The organism is Nitrosomonas sp. Is35, from assembly GCF_033063295.1.
Lineage (GTDB): Bacteria > Pseudomonadota > Gammaproteobacteria > Burkholderiales > Nitrosomonadaceae > Nitrosomonas.
The window spans coordinates 2,472,139-2,489,057 of the sequence record NZ_JAWJZH010000001.1 but is presented as its reverse complement, the minus strand read 5'-3'; the positions used below and the strand labels follow the sequence as shown (position 1 = coordinate 2,489,057).

Here is a 16,919-nt window from a genome sequence, read left to right as displayed (position 1 = left end):
TGACACATGGAGTTGCAACTGCCTTTTGTTCCCCCAAACCGCCTCATCCTGCTCGGCGCCAGCAACCTGACGTTATCGCTGCGCTTGGTCATCGATCTGATGCAGCAGCAGATCGGCGGGCCGAGTGAGGTTTTGGCGGCGGTGGGGCATGGGCGGGCGTACGGTATTTTCAGTCAGGTCGTATGGCGCGGGTTGCCGGAGATTGCGGATTGCGGGTTGTGGCGGCAGTTGAGTGCGATGGAATTGCGTCTCACCTATGCATTGTTAACCGATATCGGCAACGATATTGTGTATGAATTGCCGGTGGAGCAGGTTTTGCGTTCGGTGGAACGGTGTGTTGAACAGTTGCAGCGGCAATCCGCGCAGATCGTCGTGACCAATTTGCCGCTGGCGTCGATTGAACGGTTATCCGAGCGGCGTTACACCTTTTTCCGCAATCTGTTTTATCCATCCTGCCGGTTGCCTCGAAATGAAACACTCAGCCGTGCGCGGGCGGTGCATGCCGGGTTGATGGATATGGCCGCGCGCCGGCAATTCCTACTAGTTGAGCAGGAAGCGCACTGGTTTGGGCCGGACGGTATTCATGTGAATTACTGGCAGCGTGAAGCGTTTTACCGGGATATCGTGCGGCGGTTTCCGGATTCCGGCGTTAAACCGGAACATCGGGATAATAAACGAAAGCGCTTTCTGACCTGGCAGCGGCGGCCGGTGTTTGCTTTCAAAACGGTGCTGGGCCGTGCGATTCACTGTCCGCAGCCAAGCGGGCAGCTGGCGGATGGCTCGCCTGTCAGCAAGTATTAAGGGTACCGATTGGATGGCGCTACGAGAATGAAAGCTGCGGCTTTTTTTGCACTAATAGTACGTTTGACAGCCTATCCGGCATTCAGTATATTCAGCGCAGAAAAATTGCGTTGATTTTTATCGTATCCTGCCTAAATTTTCTCTATTCGAGCTTTCTTATATGCGTATCGTCGTTACCGGAATGGGGATTGTGTCACCGATTGGCATGGGCATTGACCAATTCTGGAAAAATGCGGTAGCCGGTACCAGTGGGATTGTCAGTATTCAAAGCTTTGATGCCGCCAAACAGCGCTCGAAAATTGCCGGTGAAGTGACCGGTTTTGATCCCACCTCATTCCTTTCCGCCAAACAGATCGAACAAACTGACCGGTTTACCCAACTTGCTTTACACGCGGCACAACAAGCGCTGGAAGACGCAGGTGGTTTGGAAGGCTATGAGCCACGGCGCTTGGCCGTCAGCCTGGGGTCGGGCATGGGCGGATTTTCGACGTTCGAGTCTTCCGCCGCGCGCAGATTTCAAAACAAATCGGTGCCACCTTTTACCGTTCCGCGCATCATGGCGAACTCAGCCGCCGCCTGGATAGCAACCAAATACGGACTGAAGGGCATCAACCTGACGACCAGCACGGCGTGTTCCTCGGCTGCCAATGCGATTGGCATGGCGCTGGATTTATTGCGCACGGGGAAAGCCGACGCTGTCGTTACGGGCGGCGCAGAAGCGTGCGTATTGCCGCTCACGATGACGGGTTTCGAGGCATTGTTTGCACTATCCACCGGTTTTAATGCCGATCCGGCGCATGCCTCGCGTCCGTTTGCCAAAGGCCGCGACGGTTTTGTCATGGGCGAAGGCGCGGGCATTCTGGTGCTGGAAACGGAGGAAGCCGCCCTGAAGCGCGGCGCGAAAATTTATGCCCGGCTGGCCGGTTATGGTTGTGCCTGTGACGCGACGCACATCGTCGCGCCGGATGTCGACGGGCAAGTCGCTGCGATGCAGGCGGCACTGGACGATGCCGGTATGACATCCGGCCAAGTGGACTATATCAACGCCCACGCCACTTCCACACCCATCGGCGATGTGGTCGAAACCAAGGCGATCAAGCAATTGTTCGGCGAACGCGCGCCGGAAATTCCGATCAGCGCCACCAAATCGATGATCGGCCACAGCATCGGCGCTTCCGCAGCCATCGGTAGTATTGCTGCCATCATGACCTTGCAAACGGGCACGATACATCCCACGATCAATTTGCTGGAAGCCGATCCCGAGTGCGACTTGAACTACACGCCCAATACCGCAGTAGAGAAAAAAGTGCAGACCGCTCTGTGCAATGCATTCGGATTCGGCGGCAACAACGTCAGCATCGTTTTTACAACTCTATAACACAAGGTGCCAACAGACATGGATACAGCAGACCTCGAAGCGAAAGTCATCGAATTTATCGCGTCAAAAGTTGAAAACATCGACACATCCACCATCACCACCGCATCCAAATTCGAAGAACTCGGGCTCGACTCAATGGACACCGTGCAACTGCTGTTCGACGCGGAAGACGCTTTTGGTGTTACGTTCGACGGCGATGAAGTCAAGAATCTCCGCACGGTGGGGGATATTGTTACTTATATTAACGAGCATCCGCCGGAGGGGAAGGGTTAGTGGGAGTGGTGGGGGATTTTGAGCAATTACGGTTAATTGACTGTTAGAGCAGATAATATTGAATTCAAAGTAGATCATTCAATTTGTGGAAATCTACAGGTCTGAAATGATGACAGCGTAATGAATCAATAAGTAAAGGGATATCATGAGTAATTCTGTTTTAGATTTCACTTGTGATACATTATGCTGCGTCATTTTAAGAGGCTGATACTCGCTTGCCAAAATCCATACTCTCTTCCAGACTAGTTGATGTTGTTGACTCTTGCCTTCGGGAGGCAAATTCTGTTGGTTCAATCAAACACAATGGAATGGTGGGGAAAATTCGAGAAATATTCCTTACTGATTTGATATTGCCGTTATTGCCAGATGGATTTTATGCTGGTACAGGAAAAATCATTGATAGAGTCGGGGAATTATCCGCCGAGACGGATATTATTATTTACAACAAGTCTCGATTTTCACCTCTATTATTTGATGAAAAGACCGGAATCTTTCCTATCGACTGTGTCTATTACGCAATCGAAGTGAAATCCACTGTAACTCTGAAAGAAGTACGGGATGCAATAAAAAAGGGGGAGTCTATACGTTCCTTAAATGGTCCTCCAATCCATCATGTTCTTTTTGGCTTTCGGACAAACTTGAAAAAAGAAAAAGAAAAAGCTCTTCTTCGAATTCAGGAATCTCAAAAAGAATACGAATTTCCTCCTGTCAATATCTATTGCGTGGTAGATGCTGGATATTGCTATTACGAAAAAGAATGGAAAGTGTTTGTTTCAACTGATCGTAGAGCTGAAGTGATCGGACTCTTAATTGGTATCGTGAATACTCTAGTTAAAACAGGCATCCGATCTCCTGATTTCAACCCAGGAAATTACTTGGCATGGTGGGAATAAATTTAACTGGCACAACAGTGTTCTAGCCCTAACTCGCGTAAGGCCGAAGCTGAAAGCGTTTCGCTCCAATCATTTGACGAATAATTTCGCCGAATGTGTGTAATGATCGTTTGGGATGATTTGTTGATACTGGTTTTAATTTGGCGGATTGCCCTTTGGACATTCGCCTTACGGGATCGAGGGAGTCAGCGAAACCGTCGAGACGGAGATGTTGTATGGATCTGTGCAATGACTTGAAGCAGGTGAGTATGGTCTGATCCGGGCGGTTAACGGATACAACGCACAGCAACAGGTAAATTCAGTGTGGCCCAGATTTTATCGGCGGTCAGTACCGGTGCATCCAGCCGGATACCGGTGCTTAGACAAGCTCGATCTCCCAACGACAAACCGGCTTGGCGGGTTTTTTGCCAAAGCTGCGCGGCAATCCCGGCTTCTTCGGCGCTGAATGGGGTGATCCGCAAGCCCAGCGCTTCAAGATCTTCGCGCATGCCGTTGACATCGACATTTGCCGCGATTGATTTTTGCACCACTTCCGTCCAATTGACGCTAGAAATGACGGCATCCGGCAAAGCCGCTTCAACCTGATCCCAGCCGGGTTCATTCTGCAGAAAAGCCAGCAAAGCGGAGGCATCCAGAACTATTGTCATTCACCGGTTTCCCGTTTTGCTTCTTCCCGCCGGTCAGCGATGAGTTCTTCGGCGAGACTGGTGGTTGAGGGTAAGTGAGCAAAGCGGTGTTTGAGTCTTTGCTTAATCGTTCCAGCTTTTTCCAGAATCAAACGACCATCTTCCATACGCGCGATCAGGCTGTCACCGGATTCAAATCCAAGCGAACGCCTGAGCTGCGCTGGGATCACCAGCCGCCCTTGAGGATCGAGTTGCACTTCGGTTTGTGTCATTAGCTTTGCCATAATGCAGACAATTATGGCATGAACATAAATAGAATGCCATTAATGAAAAAATGAACCGAATGGTGGCTTGTATGTTCAATGTAATTACACTATAGTTGCGCGGATATCGCAACCTATTCACATTTCTCATGACCCATCTCATCAAAATCGGCAATTCCCAAGGCATACGTATCCCCAAGCCACTCATCGAACAAGCTGATTTGGAGGGTAAAGATTTGCAATTGCAAGTCGTGGAGGGCGGTTTGTTGATTACGCCCAAGAAGGCGGCGCGGGAAGGTTGGCGTGAATCCATTGAAGGTACATTGAAAGCTCACGGCACGGAGCCGCTGGATCAAGAATGGCTGAATGCGCCATTGTCTTCCGATGACAATTTGGACTGGTAATGCCGAAAGTTTCGCGGTTCCAGGTTTGGCTGGTACAACTCGACCCGACGCAAGGCTCTGAAATCAACAAAACAAGACCTTGTGTTGTTATTTCCCCGGATGAGCTTTCTGCTTTATCTACCATGCTCATGGCGCCGATGACCAGCCGTGGTTTTGAATTTCCCTGCAGGGTTGCTTGCAGTTTCAAGAAAAAACAGGGTTTGATTTTGCTGGATCAGATCCGCGCTGTCGATAAAACCCGCTTGGTCAGCAAACTCGGGGTTATTGACGAAGCAACGCAAATCGAATTGTGCCAGCGATTGCAAGAGATGTTCGCTTACTGACAGGCTATTGAGAAACTACCGGTGTTGCTGCTGCGGTAAACAAGATCTGCCTACTTGCATAACTTTCAAGAATAACCCGCTACCGAAAGGAGAATAACCATGTCCACAAACACTATCCGCCTTCATCGCGTGCTGCGCGCGCCACCTGAGAGAGTTTACCGGGCTTTTCTGGATGCCGATGCGATGGTTAAATGGATTCCGCCGAATGGTTTCACCGCGAAGGTTCATCATATGGAGGCTAAAACCGGCGGCTGTTTCAAGATGTCCTTTACGAACTTCAGCAGCGGGCATAGCCATTCGTTTGGCGGTGAGTATCTGGAGCTGGTGCCGTTTGAGCGTATCCGCTATACGGACAAGTTCGATGATCCGGATCTGCCTGGAGAGATGCAGGTCACGGTATCGTTAAAACCGGTTTCCTGCGGGACCGAGTTGAACATCGTGCAAAAAGGTGTGCCGGCAGTGATTCCGGCCGAGGCTTGCTATCTCGGCTGGCAGGAATCGCTCACGTTGCTGGCAAAGCTCGTCGAAGCCGAGATCCCGGGCTGATTTTTATGCGGTTGGCAGCGTTTTGATTCCACTGTTTTTGTGAGCATCATCGCATCGTGGCAATGTTTCACAAAAATCATTTAACAGCTGGAGTGATCTTTTTTTTCCTGCTGATAGCACTTTCCGGTTGTGTTCACCGGCCGTTTGTCACCGCTCCCTATCCCCGTTGGGGAAATGAAATTGCGATCGAGCAGGGTGGTGAGGGACCGTTGATTCTGCGTACTTTGCCGCCGCAATCCAGTCAAGCAAGCGCCTGTGTGTTGCTGGTACACGGCATGAACGAGCATATCGGGCGTTATGGCGAGGTGGCGCGGTATTTTTCTCAACGCTATTTTGTTGCCAGTTTTGATCATTATGCGCATGGCCTTTCCAATCCGGTGCTACGCCGTGCGGATCGGGCGCTCGCAGAGGGAGCCGATCGGGCCGATGTCAGCGATGCCTATCTGGCGCAATCGGCTTTGTACGATTTGGAACCATTGCGGCAGACGTTGGGCCGGGCGTTGCAAGCCTTCATGGCGCAGTGCGATGCGCAAGGCCATCCGCAGCGGCCAGTGTTCATCGTGGCGCACAGTCTGGGCGGACTGGTGACCGCGTCGTATTTACTTAAGCATCAAAACGAATCCGATCTGCGCAAACGGTTGCAGGGTGTGGTTTTTCTCGCCCCGGCTTTTGCCGTGAGCGAACCGCCGGGATGGCGCGGCTGGGTGGCGAATCCCTTGATCAAGCTGTCTTTTCATGCAGAAACGCATTTTCTGCATCCGCAAGATGAGCCGCTGCCTTTGCTGCTGTTCAATCAATTACTTTCATTGGTCACGGTGCCGGTTCTGGATGGTTTATTCGAGATGTTTTCCTGGCCGGGACTGCGCAACTTTGCGACGCCTACCTCACCAGCTTGGGTGACGGATTACTTGACCGATAGCGAGGAAGAGAAAGCCCGCCTGCGTGCCGACGGCTGGATCGTCCGCCGCAGTCTGTTGCGCTACGTGAAAGGCATCGAAGAAGAAGTTGTTCGTTTCCGCCGCAACATGGCCGGTTTCTCGATACCGTATTACCTGATTTATTCCGAACTGGACCCGATTACCCCCGCCTGGGGTGGCGAAGATTTTGCCCGTGTGACACTGCAACATAATCCCGCTAACGAAGTTTTGAAACTACCTGGTCTGCCGTATCACCAGCACGTGTTTATGCAAGAACCGGCACGGACCGAATTGCTGCAGAAAATCGAACAATGGCTGGATCGCCGGTTACGTGTAGTGCAATGACAACTGATGTGAGGTGCGCTACTAGGTGGTGATATCCGGTTGGGTGAGAGTACTACCGTTCTGCTTTACCCGGTAATACTCTCATTTCCATGGAACTTTATTGACTCAATCGAAGCTTATGATTGAGGATCGATTTAAAACTCTTCCCAATCATTACCACCGCCTGCGGCTGTTTTGCGCGCTTGTGTTGTTCCGGATGCCGCTTCCTTGTTTAAATTAACCAGTGCTTTTTTCGCAGCAGGGCCGCGATTGGGCAGATTGGTAATCGTCGCAGGACGATTGTTTCTTTTTACAGTTGCAGAGGTTGAATGAGCACCTGCCAATTTGAAAGTACTCACTGCATGTGTCAGGGCTTGTGCTTGGTCCTTCATGGACTCGGCGGCAGCGGCAGCTTGTTCCACTAAGGCTGCGTTTTGCTGTGTGGCTTCGTCCATTTGGGTGACCGCTTGATTCACTTGTTCGATACCTGAGCTTTGTTCCTGAGAAGCTGCGGAAATTTCACTCATGATGTCGGTGACTCGTTTAACAGCCGTGACAATTTCATCCATCGTAACGCCCGCTTCATCTACCAAACGTGTTCCTTCATCAACTTTGGATACTGAGTCATTGATCAGTTCTTTGATCTCTTTTGCAGCTGCGGCAGAACGTTGCGCCAGCGTACGCACTTCCGTGGCTACTACCGCAAATCCACGGCCTTGTTCACCGGCACGTGCTGCCTCGACGGCCGCATTCAGCGCCAAAATATTGGTTTGGAATGCGATGCCATCGATGACACTGATGATGTCGACAATTTTCTTCGAGCTTTCGTTGATCGAGCTCATGGTTTGTACCACTTGACCGACTACCGAGCCGCCTTTCATCGCAACTTCGGAAGCTCCTGCGGCCAGTTGATTAGGGCCTGTTAACGCTATTTGATATAATTTGGTGATGGAAATCACCGAAACTCAATATCAACAGATCGAGCACTGCCTGCCGCGTCAGCGTGGCAACGTCAGCCATTCCAATCTGCAAGTTCTCAATGCCATTCTTTACGTTGCCGAGCATGGCTGCAAGTGGCGAGGACTGCCCAAGCGATTCGGCAACTGGCATACCATCTATACCCGCATGAATCGCTGGGCAAAGAGTGGTGTACTGAGCCATGTATTTGGGCAACTTCAGCATCAGCAAATCATCCGTATCCGTATTGAAACTGTTTCGCTGGACAGCACCAGCATCAAAGTCCATCCCGACGGTACGGGTGCGTTAAAAAAAACGGCCCCCAATCCATCGGAAAATCTCGAGGTGGATGGACCACCAAAATTCATCTGGTTGCCGCAGATTCCAGAACAACCATAAGCTTTGCCCTCTCGCCCGGTCACGCCCACGATGCGCCAGAGGGCAGGCAGCTTTTGCTTTCCCTCGGTCCCGTCAATACGCCCACCTACCTGCTGATGGATCGTGCTTATGAGGGCGACCAAACCCGGCAACTGGCACTAGATTTGGGTTACATCCCGGTTGTTCCGCCCAAAGCAAATCGCTTGTCACCCTGGGAATACAACCGTGCCATGTACAAAAAACGCAACGAGATCGAACGATTGTTCAGAAGGCTCAAGGGATTTCGCCGCATCTTCTCCAGGTTCGATAAGCTCGATGTCGTCTTCATCTCCTTTATCCACTTCGCTCTCATCGTCGAAGCAATCAGATTGTGTTAACAGGCCCTAGCTTGATGCGCATTATCCGCATTTTGTTTGACGGTCGATGTCAGTTCTTCCATTGAAGACGCAGTTTCTTCCAGACTGGATGCTTGTTCTTCGGTGCGTTGACTCAAATCGGAGTTGCCGGAAGCGATTTCGCCTGATGCGGTTGTAATTTCATCGGTACCCATACGCACCTTACCAACCAAATCTGATAAATTGTCATTCATGGTTTTCAAGGCTTGCAGCAAACGGCCGGTTTCGTTGGTTGAATTGACTTCAATGCGGTGAGTCAAATCACCCGTGGCAACGGCATTAGCAATCGCAACGGCTTCATCCAACGGGACAATAATCGATCTTAGCAACAAATATCCGAAAATGGCTGCCAGGATAAAACTTGCGATGATGATCATTGCCGTCGTTGAAAAAATACTTTCATAGCTGGTTTGCGCATGATTATATTCTGTTGTTGAAGCCGATCTTTGCAGATCGAACAGAGCAAATACGGTTTCGCGCAGTGCGCTGAATTTTTTCATGGTATCCGTTGAAACATGGTGCGCGGCCGCTTCAAATTTACCCGCTGCTGCGAGCTGAAAAACCTGATTGGCCGATTGCACATATTGCGCATGTTGTTCGGTTTTTATTTTACTCAACCTCACTTCTTCAGGTATTAAATTGGATGCCTGGAATTGCGTCCACAACCCTTCATTTTTTTGAACCAGTTGTTGCACCTCGGCGCTCAGCGTTTTTGCCGCATCGGGGTTGCTTAAATTGGTGGCGGCGACAACTTTGGCTTGTACTTGATACCAGTTATCCAGAATCGTTCCCAATTGAACGGCCGGTCCCAGCCGGTCTTCATATATGGTTTTAATTCCGGCATTCGATTGACTGAAACCATATAAACCCATTGTGCCAATTCCAAGCACCAGTGCGGATAGGACGCTCATTACAAAAATTAATCTGAACTTGATAGAGGTATTTGTAAACATTTGGATCTCCTTGTAATTGCAAATAAGATGAAGTCAATAATCTTTAGTTGAGGTTTTGGTCAATCAGGCCCATATCGCTGCTACTCATCAATTTCTCGATATCGATCAATATCAGCATTCTCTCGTCGACGGTGCCTAATCCCATGATGTATTCCGTATCGATGATTGAGCCAAAGCCAGGGGTGGGACGCATTTGTTCTTCAGCCAGATTCATCACATCGGATACGCTGTCGACCACCATGCCCACCACGCGTCCGGCGACGTTGATAATGATCACGACAGTGAATTCATCATAATTTTCATTGCCAAGGCGGAATTTGATGCGCATATCAACGATTGGAACAATGATTCCGCGTAAATTGACTACACCTTTGATGAATTCGGGCGCATTCGCAATTTGTGTGATGGCATTGTAATTACGAATTTCTTGTACCTTGAGTATTTCAATTCCATACTCTTCGTTTCCTAATCGAAAAGTCAGAAACTCATTGGTTGTCGCATTTGCCGCCGGATTTACCGGCTCAGGCGCATTGCTGGTTGTATGTTCTTGCATCACGATTAACTCTCCTTCCCTATAAAAGATTGCAAACCAATAAAATCCAATGACTGTTATTTCTTCCTGTAAATATTCATACTAACCATTAATATTCAGTATGATATTTAAACTTGTTGTGGAGCTGCTGCTGATGGAGGGGTACTATAGGGCAAAAAAATAATGAGATTGTGGAGAGAATGTAAACTCTTTGTAAATTAAAAGACAAATTTATGAAAATCAGTATTTTTAAGGGGCTATTGGAATAGTTATTTGTTCCTGGTAGTTGAACTGCTGATTAAGCGATTATTTTCGATTCTTCTGTTTCCGCTGCATATTGATGCGGACTTTTGTACCCCCAAGTATGTATGCAGCCGATGGCTGTTATAAAACATCGAAATATACTGTAGTACATCTTGCCGTGCTGCCATTCCTCCGTATGCTTTTGCAAGAGCATGCGTGCATCGGTTTATTGCAGAGTTGCACGCAAGTTTGATCGCCGGTTGCAGATGCCGGACTGATCGTTTCAATAGCACCAACGGCGATTTCGAAATTGTCGCTTCCAGCAGCTAATCTTTATCTCCATCGTTGTGATAATGCCCACAATACCCTGACCGTTATTCTAGTATACTGTTGTTAAGTGGCAGTTTTTATTGATTTTCTTGAAAGTGTGACTGACCGAATTAAGAACGTATAAGGATATTCTGAGCGCCACGGGGTGATGTGTAGATAACGCAATGAAGAGAGTTGCTTCTTATTATCCGGGACTCACAACTTCATAAGCGATGTTTGCTTTACATCAGTGTAATTTTGGTTCTTCTCGTTTAAGTTTCTTACAAAAATTAAAAAGAAAATAGGGGTGAAGAAATGAATAAGAATAATATTCCCAATCAATTTCTAAACAGTGATCATCAGCAAACATTAGCAACGATTAAATGGTTGAATAATTGCCAAACATGGGACGAATTTAACCAAGCGGTTAAAGCGGCGTTGCTGCCATTGTTGAAGTGCAACGGTGCATTCTACGGGCGGCTCATGGGAGAGCAAAATGCGTTGCAGTTACTGGGCAGCATTAATCAATCAACCTGCTGTCAGCATAGCTGGAAACAGTTATTGAATATTGCCTCGCAGGGACTGGTTATAGCCGATTCCAAGGATAGTCACCCAACTGAGCCATTGCCAATCAGTGCAGTGAGCGATGTGCAGTGTTTCGAAGAAAATGGCGGTTACTACCGGTCTTTTGATTTGGCTTGGCAGCAATCGCATCGTAACTGCACCGTGGTTAAAGTATTTGATGATCACCACCAATTGGCCTTTCAATTTTATTTTTGCCGGTTGAGTAATCAGCAACAGGTATTCAGCCAAAGGGATTTTGAACTGCTGAAAATACTGAAGCCTATTTTGCTGCAAACGCTGAGGCTCATCTTATTCCGGCAAGAGAGCTTTAATTCCTGGTTAACAAAAAACTTCTGGTCTAGTTATACCGACCCGATAACCGTATTTCGCAGCGACGGTCAGGTCATTTTCCAAAGCTGTGAATTTGACCGGGTTTTTGCTCAGGAAAAGCAGGCATTCCTCTCTTCCATGCTTGCGCTCATCAATTTTCTGCAAAGTAATAAGATCAATGGGTATAGCTTTCTATCGCAATTGGGTAAGCGTCTTTATGAAATCAAACTGACCCTGATTCATGCGGATGAAGATTCCCGCCACTGCATCTATTTATTGCATCCCTCCCGCATTACTCACAAATTTGGAAAAGTCTTCAATCAACTCGATAAGACCCGGTTAACCCATCGTGAAATGGAAATAACGGTACTGATATGCCAAGGAAAAGCTGCCCGGGAAATCGCCGAAGAGATTCACCTGAGTTATCACACCGTGCGGAATCACATTAAAAGTATCTACAGTAAGTTGGGTGTTTCAACACGAAGCGAACTGCTGTCGAGCATCGAGTGAGATCTGTGCGGTCATTATCAATCAATTGAAATTCAAAATGACTCAATTGGGTTATTTTTGTTTGATTCATATCGTTGTATAAAGCTTTTTAAATTACATCATACAAAATTAATTTTTTATGAATAACTGTCAAAACAAATGAAACCTAAACCATCAGATCGCAGAGGAATACTCAAGAGTTGCTGCGGCAAAAGTACACAATGTACAAAAAATTGAAATTAACAAAAAACGATATGACAGGAGATTATTTTGTGAACGGAGATCTGTTGAAAATAAAAAAATATTCCAAGCATTGTTTGCAGCGATCCGCTTGCTTGCTGATAAATTTAGCGTTGTTATCTGGATTTGTTAGTTTGACTGGTTGTGCTGGCATCCACTTATATAACCCAGATAAGGATGCTACAGCATCATTAGTAAAAAAAACCAGTGATGAAATTAACTTTAAAGCGGTTATCGAAGAGGAACGAAAAAATCAGACTAAATTGTTAGTCCATGAACTTGAAGTTGTTGCGCAAAATTCAGAATCACTTCGTAATACAAAACTCCTCTCGTTATTGGGAGATGGTAACAAGTCGTTAAGTAACAAACTACAGGAATCGATTGATAAGCAATTGATCAAATTAGGAATTGAAAAAGTAAATGTCGAGCAGAAGATAAAAAAGGCGAAAGAGAATCTAAAACAACAAGAAGACAATGCTACTGAAGCAAAAGAAATATATGAGAATGCTTTGAAGGAATATAAAGAAGCTTTAAAACAAGCTGAAACTGATACATCCGAGGCAGCAAAGAAAGAAATCACGGATCAAGCTAGAAGGCTACAAAACGCGCTAAATACTTTTGAGAAATCGGGAATTCTCGGTAAGCAAAGTGTTGCGAAATCTCAAATCGAGAATATTGACCTAATACTAGATGCGTTTGTGACAGGTGAGGTTGCTGATGGGAAACTGAATTGTTCGGGTATAAAAGATGAAAATATTGAGGAGGCAGTAAAAGTGCGAACACAAGAAAAATGCTTGGATAAACAACAGGCTTTAACTTTTGTTGCGCAACTCCCCAGATTTAGGGGCAGGCTTTCTGCAATAGAAGCACTTTCTAAGCTACCACCAGTTAATTCTTTATTATTTGAAAAAGAACGATTAATGGCATTGAAAGAAAATGCAGATACCCAAATTGAAAGATCCAGCACCAGATTTAAATTACTACAACAAGAACTTGAATTCGTTGATAATGAATTTAAAGGTTTAAATGAATCTCAAAGATATCTCAATTGGGCAATCGCAGCTAGCTCTAAAAGAGAAATTAATACTTCAGATTTATATAATAAATCCAAATCCATAAACGAATCGGCACGTCGCCATATGGTAGTTGCACTCACAACATATTTGAATATATACACTGGCCCACGGCGTGCAAGGGATGAGATTAAATACCGTTTAATCGACATCGACCATGCGCAGGCACTTGATAAATCAGAAACAGCGCTCCGACTTTGGGAGGTAGCCATTAAACAGCCAATCATTGTATTGGCGGCATATCATGGTTCGGGCATGAAAAGGGAAGAAATCGCAAAGCTAATCATCGAAGGACTTAAAGCTGCGGGTTTGTTTACTATTGCAGGAGGAGTTTTAAACTAATGTCAACCAAAAAAAACATTTCCAAGTTCACCTTGATTGTTTCAGCGAGTCTATTCTTTGCTGCCTGTTCATCTACATCTGAAGTTCGAGAATTAGCTAAAATTACTTCGATAAACTCTTCGCTGGTAAATACAGAACTGTCTGGTTTTGTTGAAAACAGTCGCGCAAATTCAGAAGAAAGGGCGGCGAATATTGCAGCATTCAGCAAGCAAGCAGAAAAACGACAAGTAACATTCGAAACGAATCTGCAAGGTGCACATGCCGCGGCAGTCATCGCAGGAGAAACAGGGGCTCAAAATTACGCTACCTTAATAAATGAATTACGGCGCACTTCAAACATTATCCAAGAACGTCAGCGCGCAGCTCTCTTGCGAGATTTAACTTTACGAGAGCAAATATTATCATCACAGCAGGTTTTAATGATTCCAAAAAACGATTTGTCGACAATTTCAAAAAAACTTGGAATTTTAGCTGAAGAACCAACTTATCAAGAGCAGTTACAATTTCTAACCGATTTTTTTTCAGCGGTGTTGAAAGATATTAAGGAAGCTCAGAATACATCTAATCAAGCCACAAGCTCTTCTAATTGATAACACACTTACAACTTCTTCAGAGCACATATTCAACAGGGGTTAGTTTCTAATTTCTTAGAAAGGAAATAATCACATGGCAATCAAGAATGCATTGAATGAGCAACAGATTTCGGATTATAGTAAAAGTTACGATTACACCCTAAAATGTTTAGAAGAATCCAAGCGTAAACTGGAGAAGCTAAATGAAGACCCTACTAAAATTAACGAAGATGATTTTCATGACAATGAGACAGAGATCGGTGAATTAGATCAAAAAATAGCGCTTGTAAAGAGCAAAAAAATTGCATTTGATAGAAATGAACATTCCATCAATCCACCCTCGACTCAGCAGTTGGATTCACTCAAAGGACTTATGACTAAAGTTGAGAGATTAACTGCAAATCAAGCAATTGCTACGGAAATAGTCAGGTTGAGTACCGATGCACTCACTGAATTTAATAACATTCATTCTGATTAGGTGTAGTAACTGAAATAACCGTCTATAGATCAGTTTGTTAATCGTTTATTGATCCGGTCCAATAAGTTAATTGAAGCAATTACTCAGTGTAATTAAGTGAGCGAATTGGGGGCACGGTAATATTGAAGATTCCATTATGGTTTCTTCATTTGCTTATTTCCCCGGTTTAGATTGATTCGTTTTTTTGGATATTTAATAGATGCGATTGAGAAGTTAAAGTTAGAGGATAAGTGAAGTGAATGAGCATATCGAAAAACTCATAAAAATTGCGAGTGCTGAGGTTGGGACTCGTGAAGATCAGAAAATAATACAGGTGCACGCATTGTTGAATACCAAGGGGCTACATGGTTGGCTCCCGGTGCATGGCCATGGTGTGCTGCATTTACGGCATGGATAACACGGGAGTGGTTGGAGGATGAAAAAGTCAGAGAAGCTTTGAGGCTTGCATCCTTCTCATTGGCTGAGAAATGGCGTTGCCGGGATGCCAGCGCATTCGGATGGGAGAAATGGGCAAAACAGAAAAACATTGCATTATTACCAGAAACTGAAAAAGCAAAAGCGGGTGATTTTGTCGTTTATGATTTTTCTCATATTGGATTGGTGATTGAGGATCAGATATCCGCAAAAGATAAAATTAAAACCATTGAAGGAAACACAAATAAAAAAGAGGAAAAAGGTGTGAAAGATAGTGAAAGCGGAGATGGTGTTTGGAATAAAGAGCGAGTTCCGAGTTTGACTAAAAGCTATATACGGATTTTTTCGTAGAGTAGCGTTTTTCAATCGCAAGCCGACTCTTGATACAAGTGGGTATAAATATTTCTAGGGGAAGATAATGAAATTACATAAGATAGCTGCAATTTGGTTGGTGGTTTCTATGACTATCATTTCTCAGGATATACTAGCAGAGGGCGGAACCTCATCAGGAGTAGTTTCATGGGTTCCGGTAGAGCCATGGCTTATTTATGTAGTAATAGGCGTGATATTACTTGGTGGGTTTGTCAGTCTTAATTGCATCATGTCTGCTCTTTCGAAATCAAAATGGTCATTGGCCGATGCACTATCTGAGGAAGCCAGCGTTGTATCTCTAGAAGCTGACGGCAGTGGCGGTTTTAAGCCAAGGCTTGGTGCTGATGGAAAACCGATAATGATCACCGAATTGCGTGCAAGTTCTAGTCGAATGATTGCGTTAGTGGGAATGATACTAATCTTATTGATGTTTCTGGGGTTTGGAATTTTTGCGATGTACTCTTTTGCAAAAACTGGAGTAATGCCAAATCCTGAAAATATGGTCAATTTTTTAGCAGCTGGAATGACGCTTTTTGCTCCCTATCTTGTTAACCAGTTTTCAGCACTGTTCGAAAAACTTGCACCGAAGAAATCTTAATATTTAGAACAAGCAGTAAAGCTTCATTCAAGAATTCAAATGCACTGCGCCGGAATAGAATTTCGAGGCAGTGTTTTTTGTTGTGCAGGTTGCTTGTAACTTATAAACTCTGAGGTTATAGCTTGAGTTTGAATTGATGAATTCAATTTTAAATTGAACCAAAAGAGGTAATAATTATGAAAGCAACATTTTCTGACCTGATGCAACGCATACCCGGTAAGGCGAGTCCGGAATGGCCGATGGGTGAGCCTTTTACGTTGGCGTTTGCGCACGGCACGATGTCGGTTGAAGTGTATGCACCCAGAGGTTCCGATATACAAACGCCGCACGATCAGGATGAGTTGTATTTCATTCATACCGGCCGTGGGGAAATTGTCATTGCCGGTGAGCGGCATGCGTTTGAGCCCGGTATGGTGTTTTTCGTCGCGGCGCATGTCGAGCACCGCTTCGAGAATTTTTCGCCGGATTTTACGACTTGGGTGGTGTTCTGGGGACCGAAGGGTGGCGAGAAAAGCTCAGGAGCAGCGAGTTGACAAGTCATGCTTAAATTCTATGGCTATAAACAGTGCGGCACGTGCCGTAAGGCGGAGCAATTTCTACAGCAGACGGGCATTGCTTATGAGTTTATCGATATCACCGAAAATCCACCCGGCGCGGAAGAGCTCGCTGCGATTGTCGAACGCGCCAATGTTCCACTGAACAAGCTTTTCAATACCAGCGGCGTGCAGTACCGTGAATTGAAAATCAAGGAACGGCTGCCTGCGTTATCCGGGCCGGAAGTATTAGTTTTGCTTGCGGGCAATGGCCGTTTGATCAAACGCCCGCTGGTCACCGACGGAAAACGCGCTACCGTGGGTTTCAATGCGGAACAGTTTTCGGCGGTATGGGGTTGATGCTCCTCAGTAAAGTTGGGGCTCCCGCTTAGCCGCGTA

The 16,919-nt window shown here is 46.1% G+C and carries 20 protein-coding genes and 3 pseudogenes; 17 read left to right on the top strand and 6 right to left on the bottom strand.

The window, feature by feature from the left end:
- Positions 1-6: 6 nt before the first annotated feature.
- The 4 genes from R2083_RS11805 (at position 7) to R2083_RS11790 (ending at position 3,345) form a co-directional block, all read left to right on the top strand.
- On the top strand, positions 7-801 hold the full coding sequence (locus tag R2083_RS11805) for a hypothetical protein (RefSeq protein WP_317538571.1): 795 nt from the start codon (positions 7-9) through the stop codon (positions 799-801).
- Between the two features lie 160 nt (positions 802-961).
- Positions 962-2,179, top strand: a complete 1,218-nt coding sequence (gene fabF / locus R2083_RS11800; RefSeq protein WP_317538570.1) for a beta-ketoacyl-ACP synthase II — start codon at positions 962-964, stop codon at positions 2,177-2,179.
- Between the two features lie 18 nt (positions 2,180-2,197).
- A complete protein-coding gene (locus R2083_RS11795) occupies positions 2,198-2,452 on the top strand; it encodes an acyl carrier protein (protein WP_317538569.1) in 255 nt (84 codons plus the stop codon).
- Positions 2,453-2,667: 215 nt separating this feature from the next.
- A complete protein-coding gene (locus tag R2083_RS11790; protein ID WP_317538568.1) occupies positions 2,668-3,345 on the top strand; it encodes a DUF6602 domain-containing protein in 678 nt (225 codons plus the stop codon).
- Between the two features lie 266 nt (positions 3,346-3,611).
- Here the strand turns inward: R2083_RS11790 and R2083_RS11785 are convergent, their stop codons facing one another.
- Both R2083_RS11785 and R2083_RS11780 read right to left on the bottom strand, forming a co-directional pair.
- Positions 3,612-3,992, bottom strand: a complete 381-nt coding sequence (locus R2083_RS11785) for a type II toxin-antitoxin system VapC family toxin (RefSeq protein ID WP_317538567.1) — start codon at positions 3,990-3,992, stop codon at positions 3,612-3,614.
- On the bottom strand, positions 3,989-4,243 hold the full coding sequence (locus R2083_RS11780; protein WP_317538566.1) for an AbrB/MazE/SpoVT family DNA-binding domain-containing protein: 255 nt from the start codon (positions 4,241-4,243) through the stop codon (positions 3,989-3,991). The genes R2083_RS11785 and R2083_RS11780 overlap by 4 nt, the downstream gene beginning before the upstream one ends.
- A 140-nt stretch (positions 4,244-4,383) precedes the next feature.
- Between R2083_RS11780 and R2083_RS11775 the strand changes: the two genes are divergently transcribed.
- From R2083_RS11775 to R2083_RS11760, 4 genes are all read left to right on the top strand, one after another.
- The gene (locus tag R2083_RS11775; RefSeq protein ID WP_317538565.1) at positions 4,384-4,638 is read left to right on the top strand and encodes an AbrB/MazE/SpoVT family DNA-binding domain-containing protein; all 255 of its coding nucleotides are present in this window, start codon (positions 4,384-4,386) and stop codon (positions 4,636-4,638) included.
- Complete coding sequence (locus R2083_RS11770) at positions 4,638-4,961, top strand: type II toxin-antitoxin system PemK/MazF family toxin (RefSeq protein ID WP_317538564.1); 324 nt, start codon at positions 4,638-4,640, stop codon at positions 4,959-4,961. The genes R2083_RS11775 and R2083_RS11770 overlap by 1 nt, the downstream gene beginning before the upstream one ends.
- Positions 4,962-5,060: 99 nt before the next feature.
- Positions 5,061-5,507 carry an SRPBCC family protein gene (locus tag R2083_RS11765; protein WP_317538563.1) on the top strand — a complete coding sequence of 149 codons (447 nt, stop codon included), beginning with the start codon at positions 5,061-5,063 and terminating at the stop codon, positions 5,505-5,507.
- A gap of 62 nt (positions 5,508-5,569) precedes the next feature.
- Positions 5,570-6,769 (top strand): alpha/beta fold hydrolase, encoded by a 1,200-nt coding sequence (locus R2083_RS11760; RefSeq protein ID WP_317538562.1) that lies wholly within the window; start codon positions 5,570-5,572, stop codon positions 6,767-6,769.
- Positions 6,770-6,903: 134 nt separating this feature from the next.
- On the opposite strand, the pseudogene R2083_RS11755 reads toward R2083_RS11760, so the two are convergent.
- Positions 6,904-7,662, bottom strand: a pseudogene (locus tag R2083_RS11755) (methyl-accepting chemotaxis protein); the annotation flags it as partial.
- 34 nt (positions 7,663-7,696) lie between these two features.
- On the opposite strand from R2083_RS11755, the gene R2083_RS11750 reads away from it, so the two are divergent.
- A protein-coding gene (locus R2083_RS11750) for an IS5 family transposase (RefSeq protein ID WP_317530936.1) occupies positions 7,697-8,460 on the top strand; the annotation gives its coding sequence in 2 pieces (ribosomal slippage) (positions 7,697-8,012 and positions 8,012-8,460; 765 coding nt in all).
- An 8-nt stretch (positions 8,461-8,468) separates the two neighbouring features.
- On the opposite strand, the pseudogene R2083_RS11745 reads toward R2083_RS11750, so the two are convergent.
- The 3 genes and pseudogenes from R2083_RS11745 to R2083_RS11735 all read right to left on the bottom strand — a co-directional run.
- Positions 8,469-9,431 (bottom strand): annotated as a pseudogene (locus R2083_RS11745) (MCP four helix bundle domain-containing protein); the annotation flags it as partial.
- 43 nt (positions 9,432-9,474) lie between these two features.
- Positions 9,475-9,984, bottom strand: coding sequence for a chemotaxis protein CheW (locus R2083_RS11740; RefSeq protein WP_317539002.1), 510 nt, complete (start codon positions 9,982-9,984; stop codon positions 9,475-9,477).
- A 277-nt stretch (positions 9,985-10,261) separates the two neighbouring features.
- A pseudogene (locus R2083_RS11735) lies at positions 10,262-10,391 on the bottom strand (IS3 family transposase); the annotation flags it as partial.
- A 439-nt stretch (positions 10,392-10,830) separates the two neighbouring features.
- On the opposite strand from R2083_RS11735, the gene R2083_RS11730 reads away from it, so the two are divergent.
- The 8 genes from R2083_RS11730 (at position 10,831) to R2083_RS11695 (ending at position 16,880) form a co-directional block, all read left to right on the top strand.
- Positions 10,831-11,919 carry a response regulator transcription factor gene (locus R2083_RS11730; protein WP_317538560.1) on the top strand — a complete coding sequence of 363 codons (1,089 nt, stop codon included), beginning with the start codon at positions 10,831-10,833 and terminating at the stop codon, positions 11,917-11,919.
- Between the two features lie 200 nt (positions 11,920-12,119).
- On the top strand, positions 12,120-13,553 hold the full coding sequence (locus tag R2083_RS11725; protein WP_317538559.1) for a hypothetical protein: 1,434 nt from the start codon (positions 12,120-12,122) through the stop codon (positions 13,551-13,553).
- Complete coding sequence (locus tag R2083_RS11720) at positions 13,553-14,143, top strand: hypothetical protein (RefSeq protein ID WP_317538558.1); 591 nt, start codon at positions 13,553-13,555, stop codon at positions 14,141-14,143. The genes R2083_RS11725 and R2083_RS11720 overlap by 1 nt, the downstream gene beginning before the upstream one ends.
- 76 nt (positions 14,144-14,219) lie before the next feature.
- Complete coding sequence (locus R2083_RS11715; protein WP_317538557.1) at positions 14,220-14,603, top strand: hypothetical protein; 384 nt, start codon at positions 14,220-14,222, stop codon at positions 14,601-14,603.
- A gap of 348 nt (positions 14,604-14,951) precedes the next feature.
- Positions 14,952-15,368 (top strand): hypothetical protein, encoded by a 417-nt coding sequence (locus R2083_RS11710; RefSeq protein WP_317538556.1) that lies wholly within the window; start codon positions 14,952-14,954, stop codon positions 15,366-15,368.
- Positions 15,369-15,435: 67 nt separating this feature from the next.
- Positions 15,436-15,987: a hypothetical protein gene (locus R2083_RS11705; protein ID WP_317538555.1), complete on the top strand. Its 552-nt coding sequence runs from the start codon at positions 15,436-15,438 to the stop codon at positions 15,985-15,987.
- A 176-nt stretch (positions 15,988-16,163) separates the two neighbouring features.
- A complete protein-coding gene (locus R2083_RS11700; RefSeq protein WP_317538554.1) occupies positions 16,164-16,520 on the top strand; it encodes a cupin domain-containing protein in 357 nt (118 codons plus the stop codon).
- 6 nt (positions 16,521-16,526) lie between these two features.
- A complete protein-coding gene (locus R2083_RS11695; protein ID WP_317538553.1) occupies positions 16,527-16,880 on the top strand; it encodes an arsenate reductase family protein in 354 nt (117 codons plus the stop codon).
- Positions 16,881-16,919: the final 39 nt, after the last annotated feature.

Excerpts from the sequence above, each read along its gene's own strand:
- R2083_RS11785 (WP_317538567.1), bottom strand. The coding sequence starts at position 3,992 with ATGACAATAGTTCTGGATGCCTCCGCTTTGCTGGCTTTTCTGCAGAAT.
- R2083_RS11760 (WP_317538562.1), top strand. The coding sequence starts at position 5,570 with ATGTTTCACAAAAATCATTTAACAGCTGGAGTGATCTTTTTTTTCCTG.
- R2083_RS11705 (WP_317538555.1), top strand. The coding sequence starts at position 15,436 with ATGAAATTACATAAGATAGCTGCAATTTGGTTGGTGGTTTCTATGACT.
- R2083_RS11695 (WP_317538553.1), top strand. The coding sequence starts at position 16,527 with ATGCTTAAATTCTATGGCTATAAACAGTGCGGCACGTGCCGTAAGGCG.
- R2083_RS11805 (WP_317538571.1), top strand. The coding sequence starts at position 7 with ATGGAGTTGCAACTGCCTTTTGTTCCCCCAAACCGCCTCATCCTGCTC.
- R2083_RS11765 (WP_317538563.1), top strand. The coding sequence starts at position 5,061 with ATGTCCACAAACACTATCCGCCTTCATCGCGTGCTGCGCGCGCCACCT.
- R2083_RS11725 (WP_317538559.1), top strand. The coding sequence starts at position 12,120 with ATGTACAAAAAATTGAAATTAACAAAAAACGATATGACAGGAGATTAT.
- R2083_RS11715 (WP_317538557.1), top strand. The coding sequence starts at position 14,220 with ATGGCAATCAAGAATGCATTGAATGAGCAACAGATTTCGGATTATAGT.
- R2083_RS11780 (WP_317538566.1), bottom strand. The coding sequence starts at position 4,243 with ATGACACAAACCGAAGTGCAACTCGATCCTCAAGGGCGGCTGGTGATC.
- R2083_RS11775 (WP_317538565.1), top strand. The coding sequence starts at position 4,384 with ATGACCCATCTCATCAAAATCGGCAATTCCCAAGGCATACGTATCCCC.
- R2083_RS11730 (WP_317538560.1), top strand. The coding sequence starts at position 10,831 with ATGAATAAGAATAATATTCCCAATCAATTTCTAAACAGTGATCATCAG.
- R2083_RS11740 (WP_317539002.1), bottom strand. The coding sequence starts at position 9,984 with ATGCAAGAACATACAACCAGCAATGCGCCTGAGCCGGTAAATCCGGCG.
- fabF (WP_317538570.1), top strand. The coding sequence starts at position 962 with ATGCGTATCGTCGTTACCGGAATGGGGATTGTGTCACCGATTGGCATG.
- R2083_RS11720 (WP_317538558.1), top strand. The coding sequence starts at position 13,553 with ATGTCAACCAAAAAAAACATTTCCAAGTTCACCTTGATTGTTTCAGCG.
- R2083_RS11795 (WP_317538569.1), top strand. The coding sequence starts at position 2,198 with ATGGATACAGCAGACCTCGAAGCGAAAGTCATCGAATTTATCGCGTCA.
- R2083_RS11700 (WP_317538554.1), top strand. The coding sequence starts at position 16,164 with ATGAAAGCAACATTTTCTGACCTGATGCAACGCATACCCGGTAAGGCG.
- R2083_RS11770 (WP_317538564.1), top strand. The coding sequence starts at position 4,638 with ATGCCGAAAGTTTCGCGGTTCCAGGTTTGGCTGGTACAACTCGACCCG.